We start from the raw sequence: 17,744 nt of genomic DNA on the forward strand, positions 1-17,744 counted from the left end.
TGGGTCGGTTGACGCCACTCCCGCCGCTGCTGTACATCTGTTCAAATAACTGACCGCCAGCGTCTGGGAGAACTGTTCGATGGCAACTGCCGTTTCGTCTCGTTGGGAAGTCGTCGATGTTGCGCCGAAGATCGGCTCGGCTATCCATACCGACAAGGCCACCTTGCTGAGCGGCGAGCGCGCCAAGGACATCCGGGAGATCATGGAACGCCGCGGCGTGATCGTCTTCCCCGAGATCAACCTGACCGACGACGAGCAGATCGCCTTCACCCACACGCTCGGCACTTTCGCGCACGAGGATGGCGAGGGCGCCAAGGACGGCAAGGATTCGGTCTATCCGATCACGATGGATTCGAGCATCAACCCGATCGCCGATTACCTCAAGGGCGCCTTCTTCTGGCACCTCGACGGCACGATGTCGGAAAAGCCGATCCTGGCCTCGATCATGAGCGCCCGCGCGTTGGCCCCGGTCGGTGGCGAGACCGACTTCTGCAACACCTATGCCGCCTGGGACGAACTGCCCGCCGACGAAAAGGCGCAGGTCGAGGATCTCAAGGTCACCCACGCCATGTGGCGCTCGCAGCTCTACTGGAAGCCCGAGCCGACCATCGCCGAGCTCGAAGCCTGGATGGCGCGCGGCGCGAACACGCTGCCGCTGGTCTGGAAGCACCGCTCGGGCCGTCAGTCGCTGGTGCTCGGCGCCACCGCGCTCGAGGTCGAGGGCATGGGCACGGTCGAGAGCGAGAAGCTGCTGGTCAAGCTGCGCACCTGGGCAACCCAGCCGCAATTCTCCTATCGCCATACCTGGAAGCTCGGCGATATGGTGCTCTGGGATAACACCGGAACCATGCACCGCGCCCTGCCCTATGACCACAAGTCTGGCCGCCTGATGATGCGCACCAAGCTGGAGGGTGAGGAAGCCTTCGCCTGAGGGGAGTCGCCCGCGCGGATTTCGAAAGGGCCGTTCTCGATCGCGAGGGCGGCCTTTTCCCTTCTTGACCACCGAACGGCCGCATCGCTAACAAGCTGACGAATCCAATCGAAGGGAAGAGGGAATGTCTCAGGCACCAGTCGCCATCGTCACCGGCGCCAGCCGTGGGGCGGGCAAGGGCATCGCGGTTGCGCTCGGCTCGCACGGCGCGACCGTCTACGTCACCGGCCGCTCGCAGAAGGAAGGCGACGCCTCGATGCCGGGGACGATCTACTCGACCGCCGAGGAAGTCACCCAGGCCGGCGGCAAGGGCATTGCCGTCCGCTGCGACAGCGCCAACGACGATGACGTGAAAGCGCTGTTCGAGCAGGTGATCGCCGAGCAGGGCCGCGTCGACATCCTGATCAACAATGCCGCCGCGATCTACGACGAGCTGTCGATGCCCGGCAACTTCTGGGAAAAGCCGCTCAAGATCGGCGACATGATCAACGTCGGCGTGCGCAGCGGTTTCGCCGCGTCCTGGTTCGCCGCGCCGCACATGGTCAAGCAGAACCGCGGATTGATCCTGTTCACCTCATCCCCCGGCGCCATGCATTACTGCTTCGGCCCGGCCTATGGCGCGCACAAGGCCGGCATGGACAAGATGGCCTTCGACATGGGCGTGGACTTCGCCGATGTCGGCGCGAACGTCGCTGCCGTGTCGATCTGGATGGGGGCGCTGACGTCGGAACGCCTGCTCGAGATGATGGCGGCCGAGCCCGAGAAGTTCAAACACCTCGAAGGCCAGCTCGAATCCACCGGCCTGACCGGCCATCTCGCCTGGGCGCTCTACAACGATCCCAAGCTGATGGACTACAACGGCAAGACCATGGTCGGCGCCGACCTGGCCAAGAGCTACGGCATTACCGATCTGAACGGCCAGTTCGCACCCTCTTTCAGCGAAGGCACCGGCATTCGGCCAGTGGAATACGGCGCCTACAAGGTGAAGTGAGCCGGCAGGATCAGGCCGCGACCGGCGCCACCTCGATCGGGATGCCCGTGTAGAGCACCATCCCGGTCAGCCGGTCGACGTTCTCGATGCTCGTCAGCAGGTTGACGTTGGCCACCTCGTGCCCGTGCGGGATCGAGGCGACGCCGCGGCGGATCGTGTCGCTGACGTTGGCGGTCAGGAATATCTCGCCGCGCGTCGTGCTGACGCGGACCTTGTCGCCGTCGGCAATGCCGTTGGCCTCGGCGTCGGCGGGGTGGAGGATGATGTCGGCCGGGCTGCCGAGGAAGGTCAGCGAGGCATTCAGCTTGCGGCGCTGGCGGCGCGAGATGAAGCAGAGCGGTCGAGGCTTGCCGAGCTGGGCCTCGTCCTCGGCGCGCAGCTCCTGCCAGAAGCCGACGAGCGCTTCCGGGGCGAGCTTCCAGCCGCCCATGCGCTCGATATGCGCGTCGACCCATTTGCCAGGGAATTCCATCGGCAGCACGACCGCGCCGGTGGCAGCGACTTCCTCGAAGCTGGCGCGCGCGCCGGGCATCAGCGCGGCGAGCATCGCCTCGTCGGCGCCCTGCTGCAGGTCGCTTTCGGGCACGTAGTCGGGCACCGGCAGGCCGCAGCGCTTCATGATCTGTGAAATCACCCACCAGGCCGAGCGCCGCTCGCCCTGCGGCTCGACCAGCGCAGGCGTATGGATCATCGAGAGGCTGCCCGAAAGCGTGTCCCAGAAGCCGATGTCGGCGCGTTCGACCTGATCCTTGGTCGGCAGGACATGCGTCGAGAGAGCGGTCGTGTCGTTGGCGATGATCTCGAAAGTGACATGCAGGTCGAGCCCGGCGAGCCGCGGCGCCAGCACGTTGGTGTCGGGGAAGGAGCGGGCGAGCGCGCCGCCGAAATTCATCATCGCGCGGATGTTGCCCGCCTCGATCTCGCCGGGGAGCGCGGCGCAGGGCCAGTCGCCGATGATGCCGGAGACCTCGGGCATGGTCGGCGCGCCGGGAGTGAAGGGATTGTCCATCACCGGCAGTTCGAAGCTGTCGAACTGGGTGATGAAGCCCGGGTGGAACCAGGTGCCGCCCCTGCGGTTCATTCGCCCGGTCAGGATGTTGAGCACCCAGCCGAGCCAGACGGTGATGTTGGCGCTCTTCGACATGGTGACGCCGGTACCGGTCTCGACCGTGACGTGCCCCTTGCGGCGGATCGCGGCGAGGAGGTCGGTCAGGTCCTGCTGCGGCACGCCGGCGATCTCGGCGGCGGTGGCGAGATCGAAGCCAGCGAGCGCGGCGCGCAGATCGTCGAGTCCCTGGACGGGCTGGGCGAGGTCCATAGGCCCGTTATCGATGATCTCGCGCACCAGCCAGGCGAGGATCGCGTAATCCTTGCCCGGATAGGGCTGGACGTGCCGGGTCGAGAACTTGGCCGTCTCGGTAAGCAGCGGATCGATCGTCCAGACCTCGCCGCGCCTGGCCATGGCCCGGATCGGGCCGGCGGGGTTGTACATGCCCGTGTTGTGCCCGTGGCTGACCATCGGGTTGACCCCGACATAGACGAGCATGTCGCAGTTCTCGTCGTCGGTCTTGGGATTGAGCCCGGGAAAGCCCCCGACCTGCATCGCCACCAGCAGCTTGGCCGTGCCGTCGATCGTCAGCGGCGAGAACTTGGGCGGGGCGCCGAGCGCTTTGTAGAAGGTATCGACCAGCCGGTAGCCCGAGGCATCCATGCCCAGGCCGCTGCCGAAATAGACGCCGATCGCGTTCGGTCCGTGCGCGTCGATCACCCCGCGCAGCTTCGCGGCGATGTCGTCGAGCGCCTCGTCCCACGACACCGGCACGAGTTCGCCGTTCTTGCGCATCATCGGCCGGGTGATCGCGTCGGGATGGTGGTGGATGCCGCCGATCGCGCGGCCCTTGGGACAGGAATAGCCCTTGCTCAGCGGATGCTCGCGGTCGGCGCGGATCTTGACGATCTGCTCGCTGCCGGTCTCGTCCCGGGCCACGTCGACCACCATGCCGCACTGGTTGGTGCAGATGCGGCAGTAGGTCTTCTTGCTGAGCGTCTCTATCATGACCCGGATCTCTCAATTCCCAATAAGTGGGCAATCGCCCACTTGGTCTATCTTGTCAACGCGATGCACTCTGATAGGCCAAGGTGATGGAGCTTGAAGCGGACCCCAAAGCCGATGCCAGACCTGGGCCGAAACGCCGCAACCTGGAGCAGACCCGCGGTCGGATTCTGGAGGCGGCGGCCGACACCTTCACGCGGTCGGGCTATGCCAAGGCAGGGCTTCGCGAGATCGGTGAGCGGGCAGGCGTGGCGCCCTCGCTGGTCAGCCGCTATTTCGGCACCAAGGCCGCGCTGTTCGAAGAGGCGCTGATCCACGTGCTGCGCGCCAACAGCGTGTTCACCTGGCAGAAGCAGGGCTTCGGCGAAGCGATGGCGCGGCTTATTCCCCGGCGTGCCAACATCAACATCACCGTCATGCTGGTGACCGCGCTGGCCGATCCCGAGGCCAAGGAAATCGCCCGCCGCGTCTCGCGCGAGCACATGATCCAGCCGCTGGTCGACTGGCTGGGCCCACCGCACGCACTGGAGCGGGCGATGGATATGTTCGCGCTGCTGACCGGCTTCGCGGTCCAGATGGATGGCCTCTATCCCGCACCGATCCCCGACCATTCGCTGCGCTGGCTGGCGCGCACGCTGCAGGCGATCGTGGACGGGAAAGATTAGGCGGGGGGGGCGCGACACGAAATCGCGGCCAAAAAATACGGATCGTTCCGTGTACGCGCCGAAGCGTTTCGGATCGAATTAATGCCGGTTCGATCGCACCGTCCTAAACGGCGTAACTGGATAATAGTTATGTCAGCAGGGTGAACTGATCATGACCATCGCCATTGGACAAACTTCCGCAGCGCAGACCAACGGCTCGACCGAGCGGAAGGCGAATTTCGGATCTCTCGTCTCCGCGATCAATCGCGGCGACGTCGAGGACGCGCAGGATGCTTTCGCGGGCCTGATCGACCTGGCGCCCAAAGCGCCCGGACCCCTCCGTAAAGGTGCACTCGACGCCATGGAGAAAGCGCTCAAGGACGCCGATCTGGCTGCAGCGACGAAAGCGCTGAAGGCGCTGCAGCAATTGCGACAGGCTCAATCGGGGGGATGTCCCGGCCGTGGCCGAAGCGCCGGGAACGGGTCTGGCTTCGGGTCCGATGATCAGTATCCTGCTATAGCCTGTCTTCGGTGGGGCTGGGCGCCAGGTTCAAGCCTGTAGACACCGCCTCCAACTTCACTTGGCGTTCAGGACGGTGCTGGCTATAGACCCCGCCATGCTCGAACGATCGCCGCTGAAGCTCACCGTCCTCGCTGTCGCCACCGGCGCTCTTCTCCTTACCGCCGGCTGCGGCGGGAAGGGCGGCAAGAACCGCGATACCGCCTATGTCGCGCGCGACGTGGACACGCTCTATTCCGCGGCGAAGGCCAGGCTCGACAAGGGCGACACGCGCCAGGCGGCGGCGCTGTTCGACGAGGTCGAGCGCCAGCATCCCTATTCGCCCTGGGCGCGCCGCGCGCAGCTGATGAGCGCGTTCAGCTATTACGTCGCACGCGATTACACCAAGTCGATCCAGTCGGCGCAGCGCTTCCTGTCGATCCACCCGGGCAACAAGGACGCGCCCTACGCCTACTACCTGATCGCGCTCTGCTATTACGAGCAGATCAGCGATGTGACGCGCGACCAGAAGATCACGCTCCAGGCCAAGCAGGCGCTGACCGACGTAATCCGCCGCTATCCCAACACGCGCTATTCGTCCGATGCCCGGCTGAAGCTCGATCTCGTCAACGATCACCTCGCGGGCAAGGAGATGACGATCGGCCGGCTCTACGAGCGGACCGGGAAGTGGGTCGCGGCGACGCTGCGCTTCCGCAACGTGGTCGACAATTACCAGACGACCAGCCACGCGCCCGAGGCGCTCTTTCGCCTGGTCGAGAGCTACCTGTCGCTCGGCGTGCCCAGCGAAGCGCAGAAGGCTGCCGCCGTGCTCGAGGCCAACTATCCCGACAGCGAGTGGTACAAGATGGCCTACGCGCTGATGAACAAGCACGCGCCGGGCAATAACGTCAGCTAAGACCGGGTTTTAGGCTGGTTTTTCTACCCCGCCGGTTGACAAGGGGGGCCGGCTGGGCGCTGACTGCAACCGACATGCTGTCGCAGAAGACTCGCTATACTATCCGGGCGTTCCAACACCTCGCCGATAACTGGCAGCAGGGGCCCGTGCGTCTCGATGCCATCGCCACGGCCCAGAACATCCCGCGCAAGTTCCTCACCGTCATTCTGTCGGAGATGGTCCGCGAAGGCCTGGTGATCTCGCACCGTGGCCGCGAGGGCGGCTACGAGCTCGGCCTGTCCCCTATCGACATCCGCTATGGTGACATCATCCGGCTCACCCGCGGCAGCCTGGCGCTGGTTCCTTGTGCTGCGCGCAACGCGCACGAGCACTGCTCCAATTGCCTGCCTGAGGCCGAATGCCGGCTGCGCGGACTGATGCTGACCCTGCGCGACGAGATGGCGGCGATGCTCGACCGCGTCTCGCTCGCCGATCCGATCACGCTCGAACCGTCGTTCGAGGGTGTGGAACCGCTGCCCGAAGCCGGGTGACGCGACGGGCGGCTTAGGTTAGAACGCCACGCGAACATGCTGACCCGGCTTTCCATTCGCAACATCGTGCTGATCGAAGCACTCGACCTGGATTTCGCGCGCGGCCTCGGCGTGCTCACGGGCGAGACCGGCGCGGGCAAGTCGATCCTGCTCGACGCGCTGGGGCTGGTGCTCGGCAACCGTGCCGACAGCGGCCTGGTGCGGGCGGGCGAGGAGCGTGCGAGCGCGACCGCGAGCTTCGAATTCGCCGCGCTGCCAAGGGGGATCGCCGCGCTGCTGGGCGATGCCGAAGTGGAGATCGAGCCCGGCGAGCCGCTGATCGTCAAGCGCCAGCTCAAGTCCGATGGCGGCAGCAAGGCCTTCATCAACGACCAGCCGGTCGGGGTTGCCTTGCTGCGCGAGCTGGCGGGCTTCCTCGTCGAGCTGCACGGCCAGCACGACGACCGCGGCCTGGTCAATCCGCGCGGACACCGGCTGCTGCTCGACCGCTATGCGCGCGCCGATGCTGCGGGCGTCGAGGCGGCCTGGCGGACCTGGCGCGCGGCCGAGGATGCCCTTGCCGATGCGCGCGCGCGGGTGGCGCAGGCCTCGGCCGACCAGGACCTGCTGCTCGCCCATCTCGCCGAGCTGACCGCCGTGGCGCCCGAGGCAGGCGAGGAAGAGGAACTCGCCGAGGCGCGCGCGACGATGCAGAAGGGCGAGCGGCTGTCGGGCGATCTCGCCGACTTGCAGCATCTCTGGGCCGGCTCGGATTCGGCGCTGGCAAACCTGCGCACCGCGGCCCGCAAGCTCGACCGCATCGCCGCCGAGCATCCGCTGCTGGCCGAAGCGCTCGAAGCGCTCGACCGCGCAGTAATCGAAGCCAGCGAGGCTGAGGACCGGATCGCGCGTGCGGTCGATGTGCTGGCGCACGATCCGCAGGCGCTCGACCGCATCGAGACGCGGCTGTTCGAACTGCGCGCGGCGGCGCGCAAGCATGGTTGCCAGGTCGACGACCTGCCCGAGCGCATGGCGGCGATGCGTACCGCGCTCGACGCGATCGAGGGCGGCGAGGCTGAGATCGCCGGGCTGGAGAAGGCCGCGCAGCTTGCCGCGCTCGACTACGGTGCCAAGGCCGAATCCCTGTCGGTGTCGCGCGTCGAGGCGGCGCAGCGGCTCGACAAGGCCGTGGCGGCCGAGCTCGCGCCGCTAAAGCTCGATGCCGCGCGCTTCCGCACGGCAGTCCTGCGCCTGCCCGAGGAGCGCTGGGGACCCTCGGGCATGGACGCGGTCGAATTCCTCATCGCGACCAATCCGGGCGCCGATTTCGCGCCGCTCGGCAAGATCGCCTCGGGCGGCGAGCTCTCGCGCTTCATCCTCGCGCTCAAGGTCGCGCTGGCCGAAGAGGGCGGCGCGGCGACGGTGATCTTCGACGAGATCGACCGCGGCGTCGGCGGTGCCGTCGCCAGCGCGATCGGCGATCGCCTGTCGCGGCTGGCCTCGGGCGGCCAGTTGCTCGCGGTCACGCACAGCCCGCAGGTCGCGGCGCGGGGCGGCCAGCACTACGTCATCGCCAAGTCGAGCGAGGGCACGGTCACGCGTACCTCGGTGAGCCTGTTGGATAGTGCGGGCCGCCAGGAAGAGATCGCGCGCATGCTCTCGGGCGCCGAGATCACGCCAGAGGCGCGGGCCCAGGCCGACCGGCTGCTGGAGCGGGTATGAGCGAAGTGACGGTTGCGCTCGTCTGGCTGGCGGTGATCGTTGCGGCCGGCGTGGTCGGCAGCCTGCTGATCGTGCGCCATCTGCCGGGCAGACGCGCGCTGGGCGGCTTCATTCTGTGGCTGCCCGTTCCCTACCTGGTGCTCGCCGCGATCATCGGTGCAAACGGCGATCCCACGCTGTCGTCGAGTCAGGCGACTTACAATTTCCAGCTGGCTTTCGTGCTTGCCTCTTTCGTCATCACGATCCCTTGGCTGATCGCGAACCTCGTCGGCGGGCTGATCGGCAGGCGGGGGCGGCGTAACAATCCGCCGCTTCCGGCAAACTGGGCGAATGTTCCCGCGCGTCCGGCCGCCGATACGGGCTATCCCAACTGGAGCCAGGGCGACAGTTCCTCGCTCTCGCTGGCCGACATCAGCGAGCTGATGCGCGGGATCGCGGCGCGGGCCGACATCGAGGAACGGTGGTTGCCGCAGGTCGGGCCGACCACCGACGACTGGGGCACTTTCATCGACCGTGACAAGTTCGACTTCATCTATTTCGAGCTCGAGCGCGGCGGCATGGTGTTCGATCTGCGTACGGTGGTCTCCGACCAGTTGATGTATTGGGTGTTCCGCGACCGCGCCTATGCCAAGGCGTCCAACTATCTGGCGCAAAATCCCACCACGCCCGATCGCTATGACCGGCTGCTGACCGACAAGCAGCAGGAAATCATAGCCGGGATCGATCCGCGCTGGGCTGTGCAGTTCGCCCATGAGCGGCGCCACAAGGCTGGCCGCTGAGCGCGGGCGAGGCTATGGATCGCCTCGACCATAGCGGAGGTGGTGTGAGCGCAGTCCCTGAAAACGAAGCCGACGCGGCCAACGAACTGATGCGCCTGGCGAAGGACATCGCGCGGGCCGACCGGCTTTATCACGCCGAGGACGCGCCCGAGATCAGCGATGCCGAATACGATGCGCTCGTCCGCCGCAATGCCGAGCTGGAAGCCGCGTTCCCGCACATGATTCGTGCCGACAGTCCGAGTCGCAAGGTCGGGCACGAGATCGCCGCCTCGCCGCTGAGCAAGGTGACGCACGAGGTTCGGATGATGAGCCTCGACAATTCCTTCTCGGACGAAGAGGTCGGCGAATTCGTCGCGCGCGTGCGGCGCTTCCTCAACCTTGCCGAAGACGCGCCGGTGATCATGACCGCCGAGGACAAGATCGACGGTCTGTCCTGCTCGCTGCGCTACGAGGAAGGCAAGCTTGTGCGTGCGGCAACGCGCGGCGACGGGCAGGTCGGCGAGGACGTTACGCCCAACGTCGCGCATATCCCCGACATCCCGCAAATGCTGCGCGGAAAAGTACCCGCCGTGTTTGAGGTCCGCGGCGAGGTTTACATGGATAAACAAGCATTTACCGCACTCAATGCTGCGCAGCAGGAAGTCGACGGCAAGATATTCGCCAACCCCCGGAATGCTGCAGCCGGTTCGCTGCGGCAAAAGGATGCGAGCATCACCGCAAAACGCCCGCTGCGCTTCCTCGCGCATGGCTGGGGCGCGGCGAGCGAGGTGCCCGCGGCGACGCAATTCGGCATGATGGGCCAGATCGCCGAATGGGGTCTGCCGATCTCGCCGCTGCTGGTGCGCTGCTTCACGCTCGAGGACATGCTGCAGCATTACCGCGAAATCCGCGAGATGCGGCCCGGCCTGCGCTACGACATCGACGGCGTCGTCTACAAGGTCGACAGCCTCGAATGGCAGGGCCGGCTGGGCTTCGTCGCCAAGGCACCGCGCTGGGGTATGGCGCACAAGTTCCCCGCGGAGAAGGCCGAGACGATCATCGAGGCGATCGACATCCAGGTCGGTCGCACGGGCAAGCTCACTCCGGTGGGCCGGCTCAAGCCGGTGCTGGTCGGCGGCGTCACCGTCACCAACGTCACCTTGCACAACCGCGACGAGATCGCCCGGCTCGGCCTGCGCGTCGGCGACCGCATCGTCCTGCAGCGCGCCGGCGACGTTATTCCACAGGTTGTCGACAACCTTACCCGCGAAGATGTCCGCGAGCCCTACGCGTTCCCCGACCACTGCCCCGAGTGCCAGAGCGAGGCCGTCGCCGAGGAGGGCGAGGTCGACGTGCGCTGCACGGGCGGATTGATCTGCCCGGCGCAGCGGACCGAGCGCCTGCGCCACTTCGTCAGCCGCGGCGCGCTCGACATCGAGGGGCTGGGCGAGAAGTCGATCGCCGAATTCTTCGGCCTCGGCTGGCTCGAAAGCCCGGCCGACATCTACCGCCTGCGCCGCCGCCGCTCCGAGATCGTCGGGCGCGAGGGGTGGAAGGACAAGTCTGTGGATAACCTGTTGGCAGCGATCGAAGCCAAGCGCGCGCCCGATGCCGCGCGGCTGCTGTTCGGGCTTGGCATCCGCCACGTCGGCGCAGTGACGGCGCGCGATCTGCTCAAGCGCTTCGCCACGCTGCCCGCGCTGCGCGAGGCGGCGGTCACCGCGCGCAGTGGAGTGGGCGAAGCTGCCAGCGACGCGGTCGCCGACCTTCTTTCGATCGAAGGCGTGGGCCCGGTCGTGGTCGAGGCGCTCGGCGACTTCTTTCACGAGCCGCACAACGTCGCGGTCTGGGACGACCTGCTGAACGAAGTCTCGCCGCCGCCCTATATCGTCGAGACCAAGGCCAGCGCCGTCGCCGGCAAGACCGTGGTCTTCACCGGCAAGCTCGAAACGATGAGCCGCGACGAGGCCAAGGCCCAGGCCGAAGCGCTCGGTGCGCGCTCTGCCGGGTCGGTCAGCGCCAAGACCGACCTCGTCGTGGCGGGGCCGGGCGCCGGCTCGAAGCTCAAGCAGGCCGAGAAGTTCGGCGTCGAGGTGATCGACGAGGCCGCCTGGGCGGAAATCGTCAAGGCTGCGGGTTAGGGGCGAGACCTACTCGCCGGGCTGCACCACCTGCATCTCGATCTCCGCCAGGGGCCTGCCCGTGGTGCGATCGACCACGATCGGCTCGATAACCGCACCCGTTTCGGCATCGGTCATGAAACTGGTCGGGCCCTCGCCGCAGTGCTTGCGGCCCCATTCGCCCATGGCCGAGAGGATCGGCAGGAAATCGCGGCCCTTGTCGGTCAGCACATATTCGTCGCGCGGCGGGCGCTGGCTGTAGCGGCGCTTTTCCAGCAAGCCGTCCTCGGTCAGCGCGGCCAGCCGCCGCGTCAGAATGTTCGGCGCTATGCCCAGGCTCGTGCGGAACTGGTCGAAGCGCGTGGCTCCAAAGCTCGCGTCGCGCAGGATCATCATGCTCCAGGCATCGCCGACGTGCAGAAGTGCGCGGGCGACGGGGCAGGGGCCGGCGGAATATTTTTCGGTGTCCATTGCATCTTGATAGCGACATAACTATCAAAATGCAAGTCACTCGCCGATGCGAGTCGATTGGAGACACATCATGAGCAAAACCACAGGCACCGCCCTCATTACCGGAGCATCGACAGGGATCGGTGCGGTCTATGCGGACCGGCTGGCGCACCGCGGCCTGAATCTCGTTCTCGTCGCCCGCGACGTTGCCCGCATGCAGACCCTCGCCGAGCGCTTGCGCCACGAGACGGGCGTCGCGATTGAGATCATTCCGGCCGATCTCACTTCCGACGCAGACGTCGCCAAGGTCGAGCAGCGGCTGGCCGCGGGAGACATCACGCTGCTGGTCAACAATGCCGGCATGTCGCTCGATGGCTCGGTGCTCGAGAACGGCCCGGTCGAACTCGCCCGGATCATTGCGCTCAACGTCACCGCGCCGACGCGGCTCGCCGCTGCTTCGGCCAAAGCTTTCGTAGCCAAGGGTGAGGGCGCGATCGTCAACATCGCTTCGGTCCTCGCGCTCGCGCCCGAGATGTTCGACGGCGTCTATAGCGGCACCAAGGCCTTCCTGCTCAACCTCAGCCAGGCGCTCTCGGCGCAGCTGTCGGACAAGGGCGTCTATACCCAGGCGGTGCTTCCGGGGGCCACGCGGACCGAGATATGGGAACGCTCGGGCAAGGACGTCGATGCCTTCCCCGAAGGCTTCGTCATGGACGTCGACGATCTCGTCGACGCCGCGCTCGTAGGCTTCGACCGGCGCGAGGCGGTGACCATCCCGCCGCTGGCCGACGAAAGCCAGTTCACGGCGATGCAGCAGGCCCGGCTGGCGATGGGGCCCAATCTGTCGAAGAGCGCGGTTGCCGATCGCTATGCGAAGGTCGCCGCCTAGGCTCGCAATGACCGAAGTTTTGGCATAGTCTCCCGGCGTCTTTTGGGGGGACTATGCCGATGCTGGGGAATTTCTTCCGCAATCTCGAACGCGACCTGACCGCGCCGATCGAAGTGCGCGGCTTCGGGTCGGGCTGGTTCGCCGGCTTCTTCGCGCTGCTGTTCGCCATCTGCGGTTTCGGCATGGTCATCGCGTTGCGCTATCCGGGCTGGTTCTCGATGCCCGAACTGCAGATGCTCAAGGATTGGCCCGAGTTCCGCGTCGCGATCCACATCATGCTGCTGGTTTCCTATGCGCTGGCGCTGCTTTCGCTGCTGCTGCGGCCGCGCAAGGCGCTCGGCGCGACGGCGCTGGTCATCGGGCTGACCGCGGCGCTGCTCGGCGGTTCGAACGTCCAGCCTGACGAGGCGAAGAGCTGGGGCATCTTCTTCGGGCTCGACTTCTTCGTCGTGAACCTGCTCGTCACCGGCTTCATGTTCGCCCCGATCGAGCGGTTCTTCCCGCACCGGCCGGCGCAGCGGCTGTTCCGCATCGAGTGGCGCGAGGACCTGTTCTACTACCTTATCAGCTCGATGATGGTGCAGGCGTTCACCTTCCTCGCGCTCGCCCCGCAGGCCTATGTCAACGCGCATACCAGCGGCTGGGGCGACTTCCGGCTGTGGGTCGCCTCGCTGCCGGCAGTGGTCCAGTTCGTCGCGGTGATCGTGCTCTCGGACCTGTTCCAGTACTGGTACCACCGCGCGTTCCACAAGGTGCCGTTCCTCTGGGGCTTCCACGCGGTGCACCATTCGGCGCCGGCGATGGACTGGCTGGCCGGGGCGCGGATGCATTTCGTCGAGATCGTGCTGCTACGCGGCGTGACCTCGCTGCCGCTGTTCACGCTCGGCTTCAGCCCGGCGGTGATGCAGGCCTATATCGGCTTCGTCTATGTCTATTCCTCGCTGCTCCACGCCAACCTGGGCGGCGATTTCAACCGGTTGGGGCAGTGGGTGGCGACGCCGCGGTTCCACCACTGGCACCACGGGCTCGAGCAGGAGGCGGTCGATGTGAACTTCGCGATCCACCTGCCGCTGCTCGACAAGCTGTTTGGCACCTTCCACCTGCCCGAGGGCCGCTGGCCCAAGGACTACGGCGTGCCCGAGGCTGTGCCCAAGGGCTATTGGGCGCAGATGAAGTATCCGTTTGTGCGCAAGCAGCCCGACTAGAGATCAATTTTGACTGAACCAACTTCGTCACCCCGGACTTGATCCGGGGTCCCGCTCATAGCGTTCGGGCGTAAGGTCGAAACAGCAGCGGGATCCCGGATCAAGCCCGGGATGACGATATCAGTGTAGGGTCGTCATGCTCGAAATCCTCCCCGAGCGAGCTCGGGGAGGATCGCCGCTCAGTACTTGAACACCAGGTCCGCGCCCCAGCGCATCGGCGGCGCCTGGTAGAGGTTGATGAACAGCGGCGCGACGTAGGTCGCGGTCAGCGAGTACTTCTCGTTGGTCAGGTTCTTGCCCCAGAGCGAGACCGTGACCGCGCCATCCTCGCGCGGCGACCAGGTGACGCTGGCGTCGAGCAGATGATAGGCCGCAGCGAAGTAGTTGCCCGCGTCGTTGGCAGGCGTCTTGTCGCTGTAGTTGAACGACACGCGGCTGGTCAGCACGCCGGCCGAGCCCAGCGACAGATCGTGCGTCGCCGCCAAGGTATAGGTCCACTTCGGCGCGCGGATCAGCTGCTTGCCGCTGAGGTTGGTGCCCACGCCGGGCAGGATGTAGTCCTTGTACTTGGCGTCGAGGTAGCCGACGTTGGCCGTCAGCGCGAGGTTGCGGACCGGCAGGAAGGTCGTCTCCAACTCGGCGCCGTTGACCGTGGCCTTGGCGACGTTGGCGATGAAGTTGACCAGGCCCTGATTCACCGTACGCTGCAGGCCGTCGTAATTGTTGTGGAACGCCGCCACGTTGACGCGGGCCCTGCCGTCGAGGAACTCGGTCTTGATGCCGCCTTCCAGCGCCCTGACCACTTCCTGCTCATAGGGGCCGGAGGATTCGAAAGCGGCGTTCGGCGTGGCGGGATTGAAGCGCGCGCCCGTGGTGCGGATGTTGAAGCCGCCGCTGCGGAAGCCCTTGGTCCAGCTGGCATAGACCATGACGCCGGGCGTCGCCTTCCAGTTCACGCCGACCTTGGGCGTGAAGTTCGACCAGGTCTTGCTGCCTTCGGGGAACAGCGGGCAGATGATGCCCGTCTGCGTGGTCGTCGTGAGCGTGCATTCCGGAGTACGGCCGGTCGAAGCGCTCTTCTTTTCCCAGGTATAGCGGCCGCCGGCGGTCAGGAAGACATTGGGCACGATCTGATAGTCGCCCTGGGCGAAGACCGACCAGGTGTGATGGTTGAGCACGCCGCGCGAGCGCTGGTTCGAATTGCCGAAGAAGATCACATGGTAGAACTGCTCCATGCGCTGCTCGAAGTAGTAGGCGCCGATCGTGTAATCCAGTTTGTCGCCGAAGGCCTTGCCGGCATAGCGCAGCTCCTCGCTGAACTGGTGCTGGCCCATCTGGTTGATTGCGCGGGCGGTCTCGGTCTGCGACCCGTCGGTGTCGCCGGTCGAGAAATAGTCGACCTTGCGGTAACCGGTGATCGAAGTCAGCGTGCCGGGGCCGACCTCGAAATTGGCGTCGAGCACCACCTGCTTCCATTCGATGTCGGTCTTGCCGTCGAAGTTCATCGACAGGTTCTCGGCGCCCTGCGGCTCGCGCACGCCGCTCTTGTAGAGCGTCTGCGTCGGATCCTCGATGAAGCGGCTGGCGACGCCGTCACCGTTGGTCTTGCCGTATTCGCCGATCAGCGTGATGTCGACTGCGGTGCTCGGCCGGAAGCGGATCATCGGGCGCACCGCGAAGGTTTCGTCCGCGCCGTGGCGGCGCTTGGTCGTGAGGTTGTGCCAGTCGCCGTCGTAGTCGCTGTACTGGGTGAATATCTTGGCGGAGACCGTGTCCGATAGCGGACCCTGGACGCCGAAGGCACCGACGATGCGATTGCCGCTGCCTGCGCCGACTTTCACCAGGCCGCTAAAGTCGCCATCGGGCCGGCGCGAGCGCATGACGACGGCGCCCCCGGTGACGTTGCGGCCGAACAGCGTGCCTTGCGGCCCGCGCAGCACTTCGACCGATTCCAGGTCGAGCGTTTCCTGTAGCCCGCCCAGGTTCGCGCCAATGTAGATGCCGTCGACGAAAGTGCCGACGGTCGGCTCGACCGAGGCGATCGTCGAATTGAAGCCCATGCCGCGGATCGTGTAGTTCGAGACGCCCGGGAAGGCGCCGCCGTCATCGAGCCTGACGTTGGGAATGGTCATGCCGACGTCGGTGAGGTCCTGCGCGAACATCGCTTCGATCTGCGCGCCGCTGACCGCGGTCAGCGCGATCGGCACGTCCTGCGCGCGTTCGGCCGCGCTCTTCTTGCGCGCGCGGACGACGATGTCCTCGATCAGCGATTGGGCCGAACCCTGCCGGGCCTCGGCCTGGTCGGAATCCTTGGCGGCATTGTCCTGCGCTTGCGCCGGAACGGCGAAGATCAGCGCCGAGGCGCCGGCAAGATAAACGAACCGGTTATGAAGTTTCATATGCTCCCCCCTTCAAAATTGCTTTTGTAGAGCGAGCAACTACCGGCTGGACCTGCCTCGGCAATGCGGCTTCGGGACTTTGGCCGTTACAGGCAAGACCGATTGCCCTGCCGATTCATCTTGCCGATGTTTACGGTATTGCGTGGATCAGATCACCAGTGCTTTGCCCAATCGGGCAACTGACCGGGGCGGCTCGACCGTGCCCGCACGCCTGTACGCTTGCGCAGCCAGAGGATCGACCAGTCGCCGTTGACCAGCCTTGCGGCCAGCCGCAAGCCGGCGCGGCGGCAGGCTGCGCGCACCATTTGCTCCTGCGTTTCGAGCAGGCCGGCGAGCAGAAGCTGCCCGCCGGGGACCAGTGCATCGGCGAAGTGGGGCGCGAGTTCGATCAGCGGACCGGCGAGGATATTGGCGATCAGCAGGTCATAGGGCCCGCGTACCTGCAGCACAGGGTGAGCCATCCCGTCGGCCACGGCCATGACCAGTTCGCCGGAGCCGGCGCCCATCGGTACCGCGTTCAGCCCCGCATTCTCCTCGACCACGCCGACGCAGACATCGTCGATGTCGCTCGCCGTCGCCAGCGCCTGCGGCCAGAGATCGAGCGCGGCGAAAGCGAGCAAGCCGGTGCCCGTGCCGATGTCGGCCAGATTGCGCACGACGACGCCCTGGCGCTTCATATGTGTCAGCATGGCAAGGCAGCCGGCGGTCGTTGCGTGCTGGCCGGTGCCGAAGGCGCGGCTGGCGGGAATGACGAAGTCGCGCACCCCCGCCACGGCGAGCGGCGCATGCTCGGGCGTATGGACATGAAAGCGCCCCGCGCGGATCGGTTCGAGCCCCTGCTGGCTTTGCGTCACCCAGTCGGTTTCGGGCAGTTCCTCGATCGTCAGCGCCGGCGCGCCATCGGCGAACAGTGCGGCGACGGCTGCCTTGTCGACCCTGTCGGGCTTGCGTGGCAGCCAGACTTCGAGCCGCCAGTCCTCGGGCTTATCCTCGGCAATCTCGCTGCCTGATAGCACCATTTCGGGATCCCAGGCGATGACATCCTCGTGCGCGACGAGCGCGGCCTCGACGACGGGGCGGGCGGCGAAGGCGGTGATTTTCCAGGAACGGCTCATCGCGCCTCCATAGGCAGCGCCGGGGCCAAGGCCAAGACAAGCTGGCCGACTGGCTTGCACCACCCGACGATTTGGCTAAGGGGAGCGGGAACGGCAGCGCGTAACGGCTGTCAAACAACGGGGATTCGAGAAAATGGCTCAAGCCAGCCCTTCGGGTAGGAACCGTCCGCTTTCGCCGCATCTGCAGATCTGGCGTTGGGGACCGGCAATGGCGGTGTCGATCCTGCACCGCGTTTCGGGCAACGGCCTGGCGGTCGTCGGACTCGGCGTGCTGCTCTGGTGGCTCGGCGCTCTGGTGGGCGGTCCAGACTCCTACGCCGCGTTCCAGGGCCACGCTTCGTCGTGGTACGGCATGGTCGTGCTGGTCGGCATTTCCTGGGCCTTCTTCAACCACATGGCCTCGGGCATTCGCCACTTCTTCCTCGACGTGGGCGCGAATTTCGAGCTGAACAGCAACGCGCTGTGGTCGGTCCTCACGCCGATTATCGGCATCGTTCTCACCGCCGCCTTCTGGGCGGCCCTGCTGCTGCGCTGAGAGGAACC

16 protein-coding genes are annotated in these 17,744 nt (G+C 66.1%); 11 read left to right on the plus strand and 5 right to left on the minus strand.

What is annotated here, in order from left to right:
• Window positions 1-79: 79 nt before the first annotated feature.
• Both KRR38_RS04195 and KRR38_RS04200 read left to right on the plus strand, forming a co-directional pair.
• Window positions 80-931 carry a TauD/TfdA family dioxygenase gene (locus tag KRR38_RS04195; RefSeq protein WP_217398909.1) on the plus strand — a complete coding sequence of 284 codons (852 nt, stop codon included), beginning with the start codon at window positions 80-82 and terminating at the stop codon, window positions 929-931.
• Between the two features lie 124 nt (window positions 932-1,055).
• Complete coding sequence (locus tag KRR38_RS04200) at window positions 1,056-1,922, plus strand: SDR family NAD(P)-dependent oxidoreductase (protein WP_217398911.1); 867 nt, start codon at window positions 1,056-1,058, stop codon at window positions 1,920-1,922.
• Window positions 1,923-1,932: 10 nt separating this feature from the next.
• On the opposite strand, the gene KRR38_RS04205 is transcribed toward KRR38_RS04200, so the two are convergent.
• Window positions 1,933-3,978, minus strand: a complete 2,046-nt coding sequence (locus KRR38_RS04205) for a molybdopterin-dependent oxidoreductase (protein ID WP_217398913.1) — start codon at window positions 3,976-3,978, stop codon at window positions 1,933-1,935.
• 86 nt (window positions 3,979-4,064) lie between these two features.
• Here KRR38_RS04205 and KRR38_RS04210 point away from each other — a divergent pair, with 86 nt between their 5' ends.
• Window positions 4,065-4,640, plus strand: coding sequence for a TetR/AcrR family transcriptional regulator (locus tag KRR38_RS04210; RefSeq protein ID WP_217398915.1), 576 nt, complete (start codon window positions 4,065-4,067; stop codon window positions 4,638-4,640).
• A gap of 127 nt (window positions 4,641-4,767) precedes the next feature.
• On the opposite strand, the gene KRR38_RS04215 is transcribed toward KRR38_RS04210, so the two are convergent.
• Entirely contained in the window at window positions 4,768-5,061 is a 294-nt protein-coding gene (locus KRR38_RS04215; RefSeq protein WP_217398917.1) for a hypothetical protein, read from the minus strand.
• Between the two features lie 175 nt (window positions 5,062-5,236).
• Between KRR38_RS04215 and KRR38_RS04220 the strand changes: the two genes are divergently transcribed.
• The 5 genes from KRR38_RS04220 (at window position 5,237) to ligA (ending at window position 11,164) form a co-directional block, all read left to right on the plus strand.
• Window positions 5,237-6,034: an outer membrane protein assembly factor BamD gene (locus KRR38_RS04220; RefSeq protein ID WP_217407111.1), complete on the plus strand. Its 798-nt coding sequence runs from the start codon at window positions 5,237-5,239 to the stop codon at window positions 6,032-6,034.
• A 74-nt stretch (window positions 6,035-6,108) separates the two neighbouring features.
• Entirely contained in the window at window positions 6,109-6,564 is a 456-nt protein-coding gene (locus tag KRR38_RS04225) for an Rrf2 family transcriptional regulator (protein WP_217398919.1), read from the plus strand.
• Between the two features lie 36 nt (window positions 6,565-6,600).
• Window positions 6,601-8,265: a DNA repair protein RecN gene (gene recN / locus KRR38_RS04230; protein WP_217398921.1), complete on the plus strand. Its 1,665-nt coding sequence runs from the start codon at window positions 6,601-6,603 to the stop codon at window positions 8,263-8,265.
• The gene (locus KRR38_RS04235) at window positions 8,262-9,044 is read left to right on the plus strand and encodes an Imm63 family immunity protein (protein WP_217398923.1); all 783 of its coding nucleotides are present in this window, start codon (window positions 8,262-8,264) and stop codon (window positions 9,042-9,044) included. Before recN ends, KRR38_RS04235 begins: the two co-directional genes overlap by 4 nt.
• 89 nt (window positions 9,045-9,133) lie before the next feature.
• Window positions 9,134-11,164, plus strand: a complete 2,031-nt coding sequence (gene ligA, locus KRR38_RS04240) for an NAD-dependent DNA ligase LigA (protein ID WP_375293450.1) — start codon at window positions 9,134-9,136, stop codon at window positions 11,162-11,164.
• Window positions 11,165-11,173: 9 nt separating this feature from the next.
• Here ligA and KRR38_RS04245 read toward each other — a convergent pair whose 3' ends face one another.
• On the minus strand, window positions 11,174-11,614 hold the full coding sequence (locus tag KRR38_RS04245) for a helix-turn-helix domain-containing protein (RefSeq protein ID WP_217398927.1): 441 nt from the start codon (window positions 11,612-11,614) through the stop codon (window positions 11,174-11,176).
• Window positions 11,615-11,684: 70 nt separating this feature from the next.
• Between KRR38_RS04245 and KRR38_RS04250 the strand changes: the two genes are divergently transcribed.
• Together KRR38_RS04250 and KRR38_RS04255 are read left to right on the plus strand one after the other, a co-directional pair.
• Complete coding sequence (locus KRR38_RS04250) at window positions 11,685-12,482, plus strand: SDR family oxidoreductase (protein ID WP_217398929.1); 798 nt, start codon at window positions 11,685-11,687, stop codon at window positions 12,480-12,482.
• Between the two features lie 59 nt (window positions 12,483-12,541).
• The gene (locus KRR38_RS04255) at window positions 12,542-13,687 is read left to right on the plus strand and encodes a sterol desaturase family protein (protein WP_254514638.1); all 1,146 of its coding nucleotides are present in this window, start codon (window positions 12,542-12,544) and stop codon (window positions 13,685-13,687) included.
• A 179-nt stretch (window positions 13,688-13,866) separates the two neighbouring features.
• Here the strand turns inward: KRR38_RS04255 and KRR38_RS04260 are convergent, their stop codons facing one another.
• On the minus strand, window positions 13,867-16,086 hold the full coding sequence (locus KRR38_RS04260) for a TonB-dependent receptor (protein WP_217398931.1): 2,220 nt from the start codon (window positions 16,084-16,086) through the stop codon (window positions 13,867-13,869).
• A 152-nt stretch (window positions 16,087-16,238) separates the two neighbouring features.
• On the minus strand, window positions 16,239-17,201 hold the full coding sequence (locus KRR38_RS04265; RefSeq protein ID WP_217398933.1) for a 50S ribosomal protein L11 methyltransferase: 963 nt from the start codon (window positions 17,199-17,201) through the stop codon (window positions 16,239-16,241).
• A gap of 133 nt (window positions 17,202-17,334) precedes the next feature.
• Between KRR38_RS04265 and sdhC the strand changes: the two genes are divergently transcribed.
• Entirely contained in the window at window positions 17,335-17,736 is a 402-nt protein-coding gene (sdhC, locus tag KRR38_RS04270) for a succinate dehydrogenase, cytochrome b556 subunit (protein WP_217398935.1), read from the plus strand.
• Window positions 17,737-17,744: the final 8 nt, after the last annotated feature.

Source organism: Novosphingobium sp. G106, from assembly GCF_019075875.1.
In the GTDB taxonomy this organism is placed as follows: Bacteria; Pseudomonadota; Alphaproteobacteria; order Sphingomonadales; family Sphingomonadaceae; genus Novosphingobium.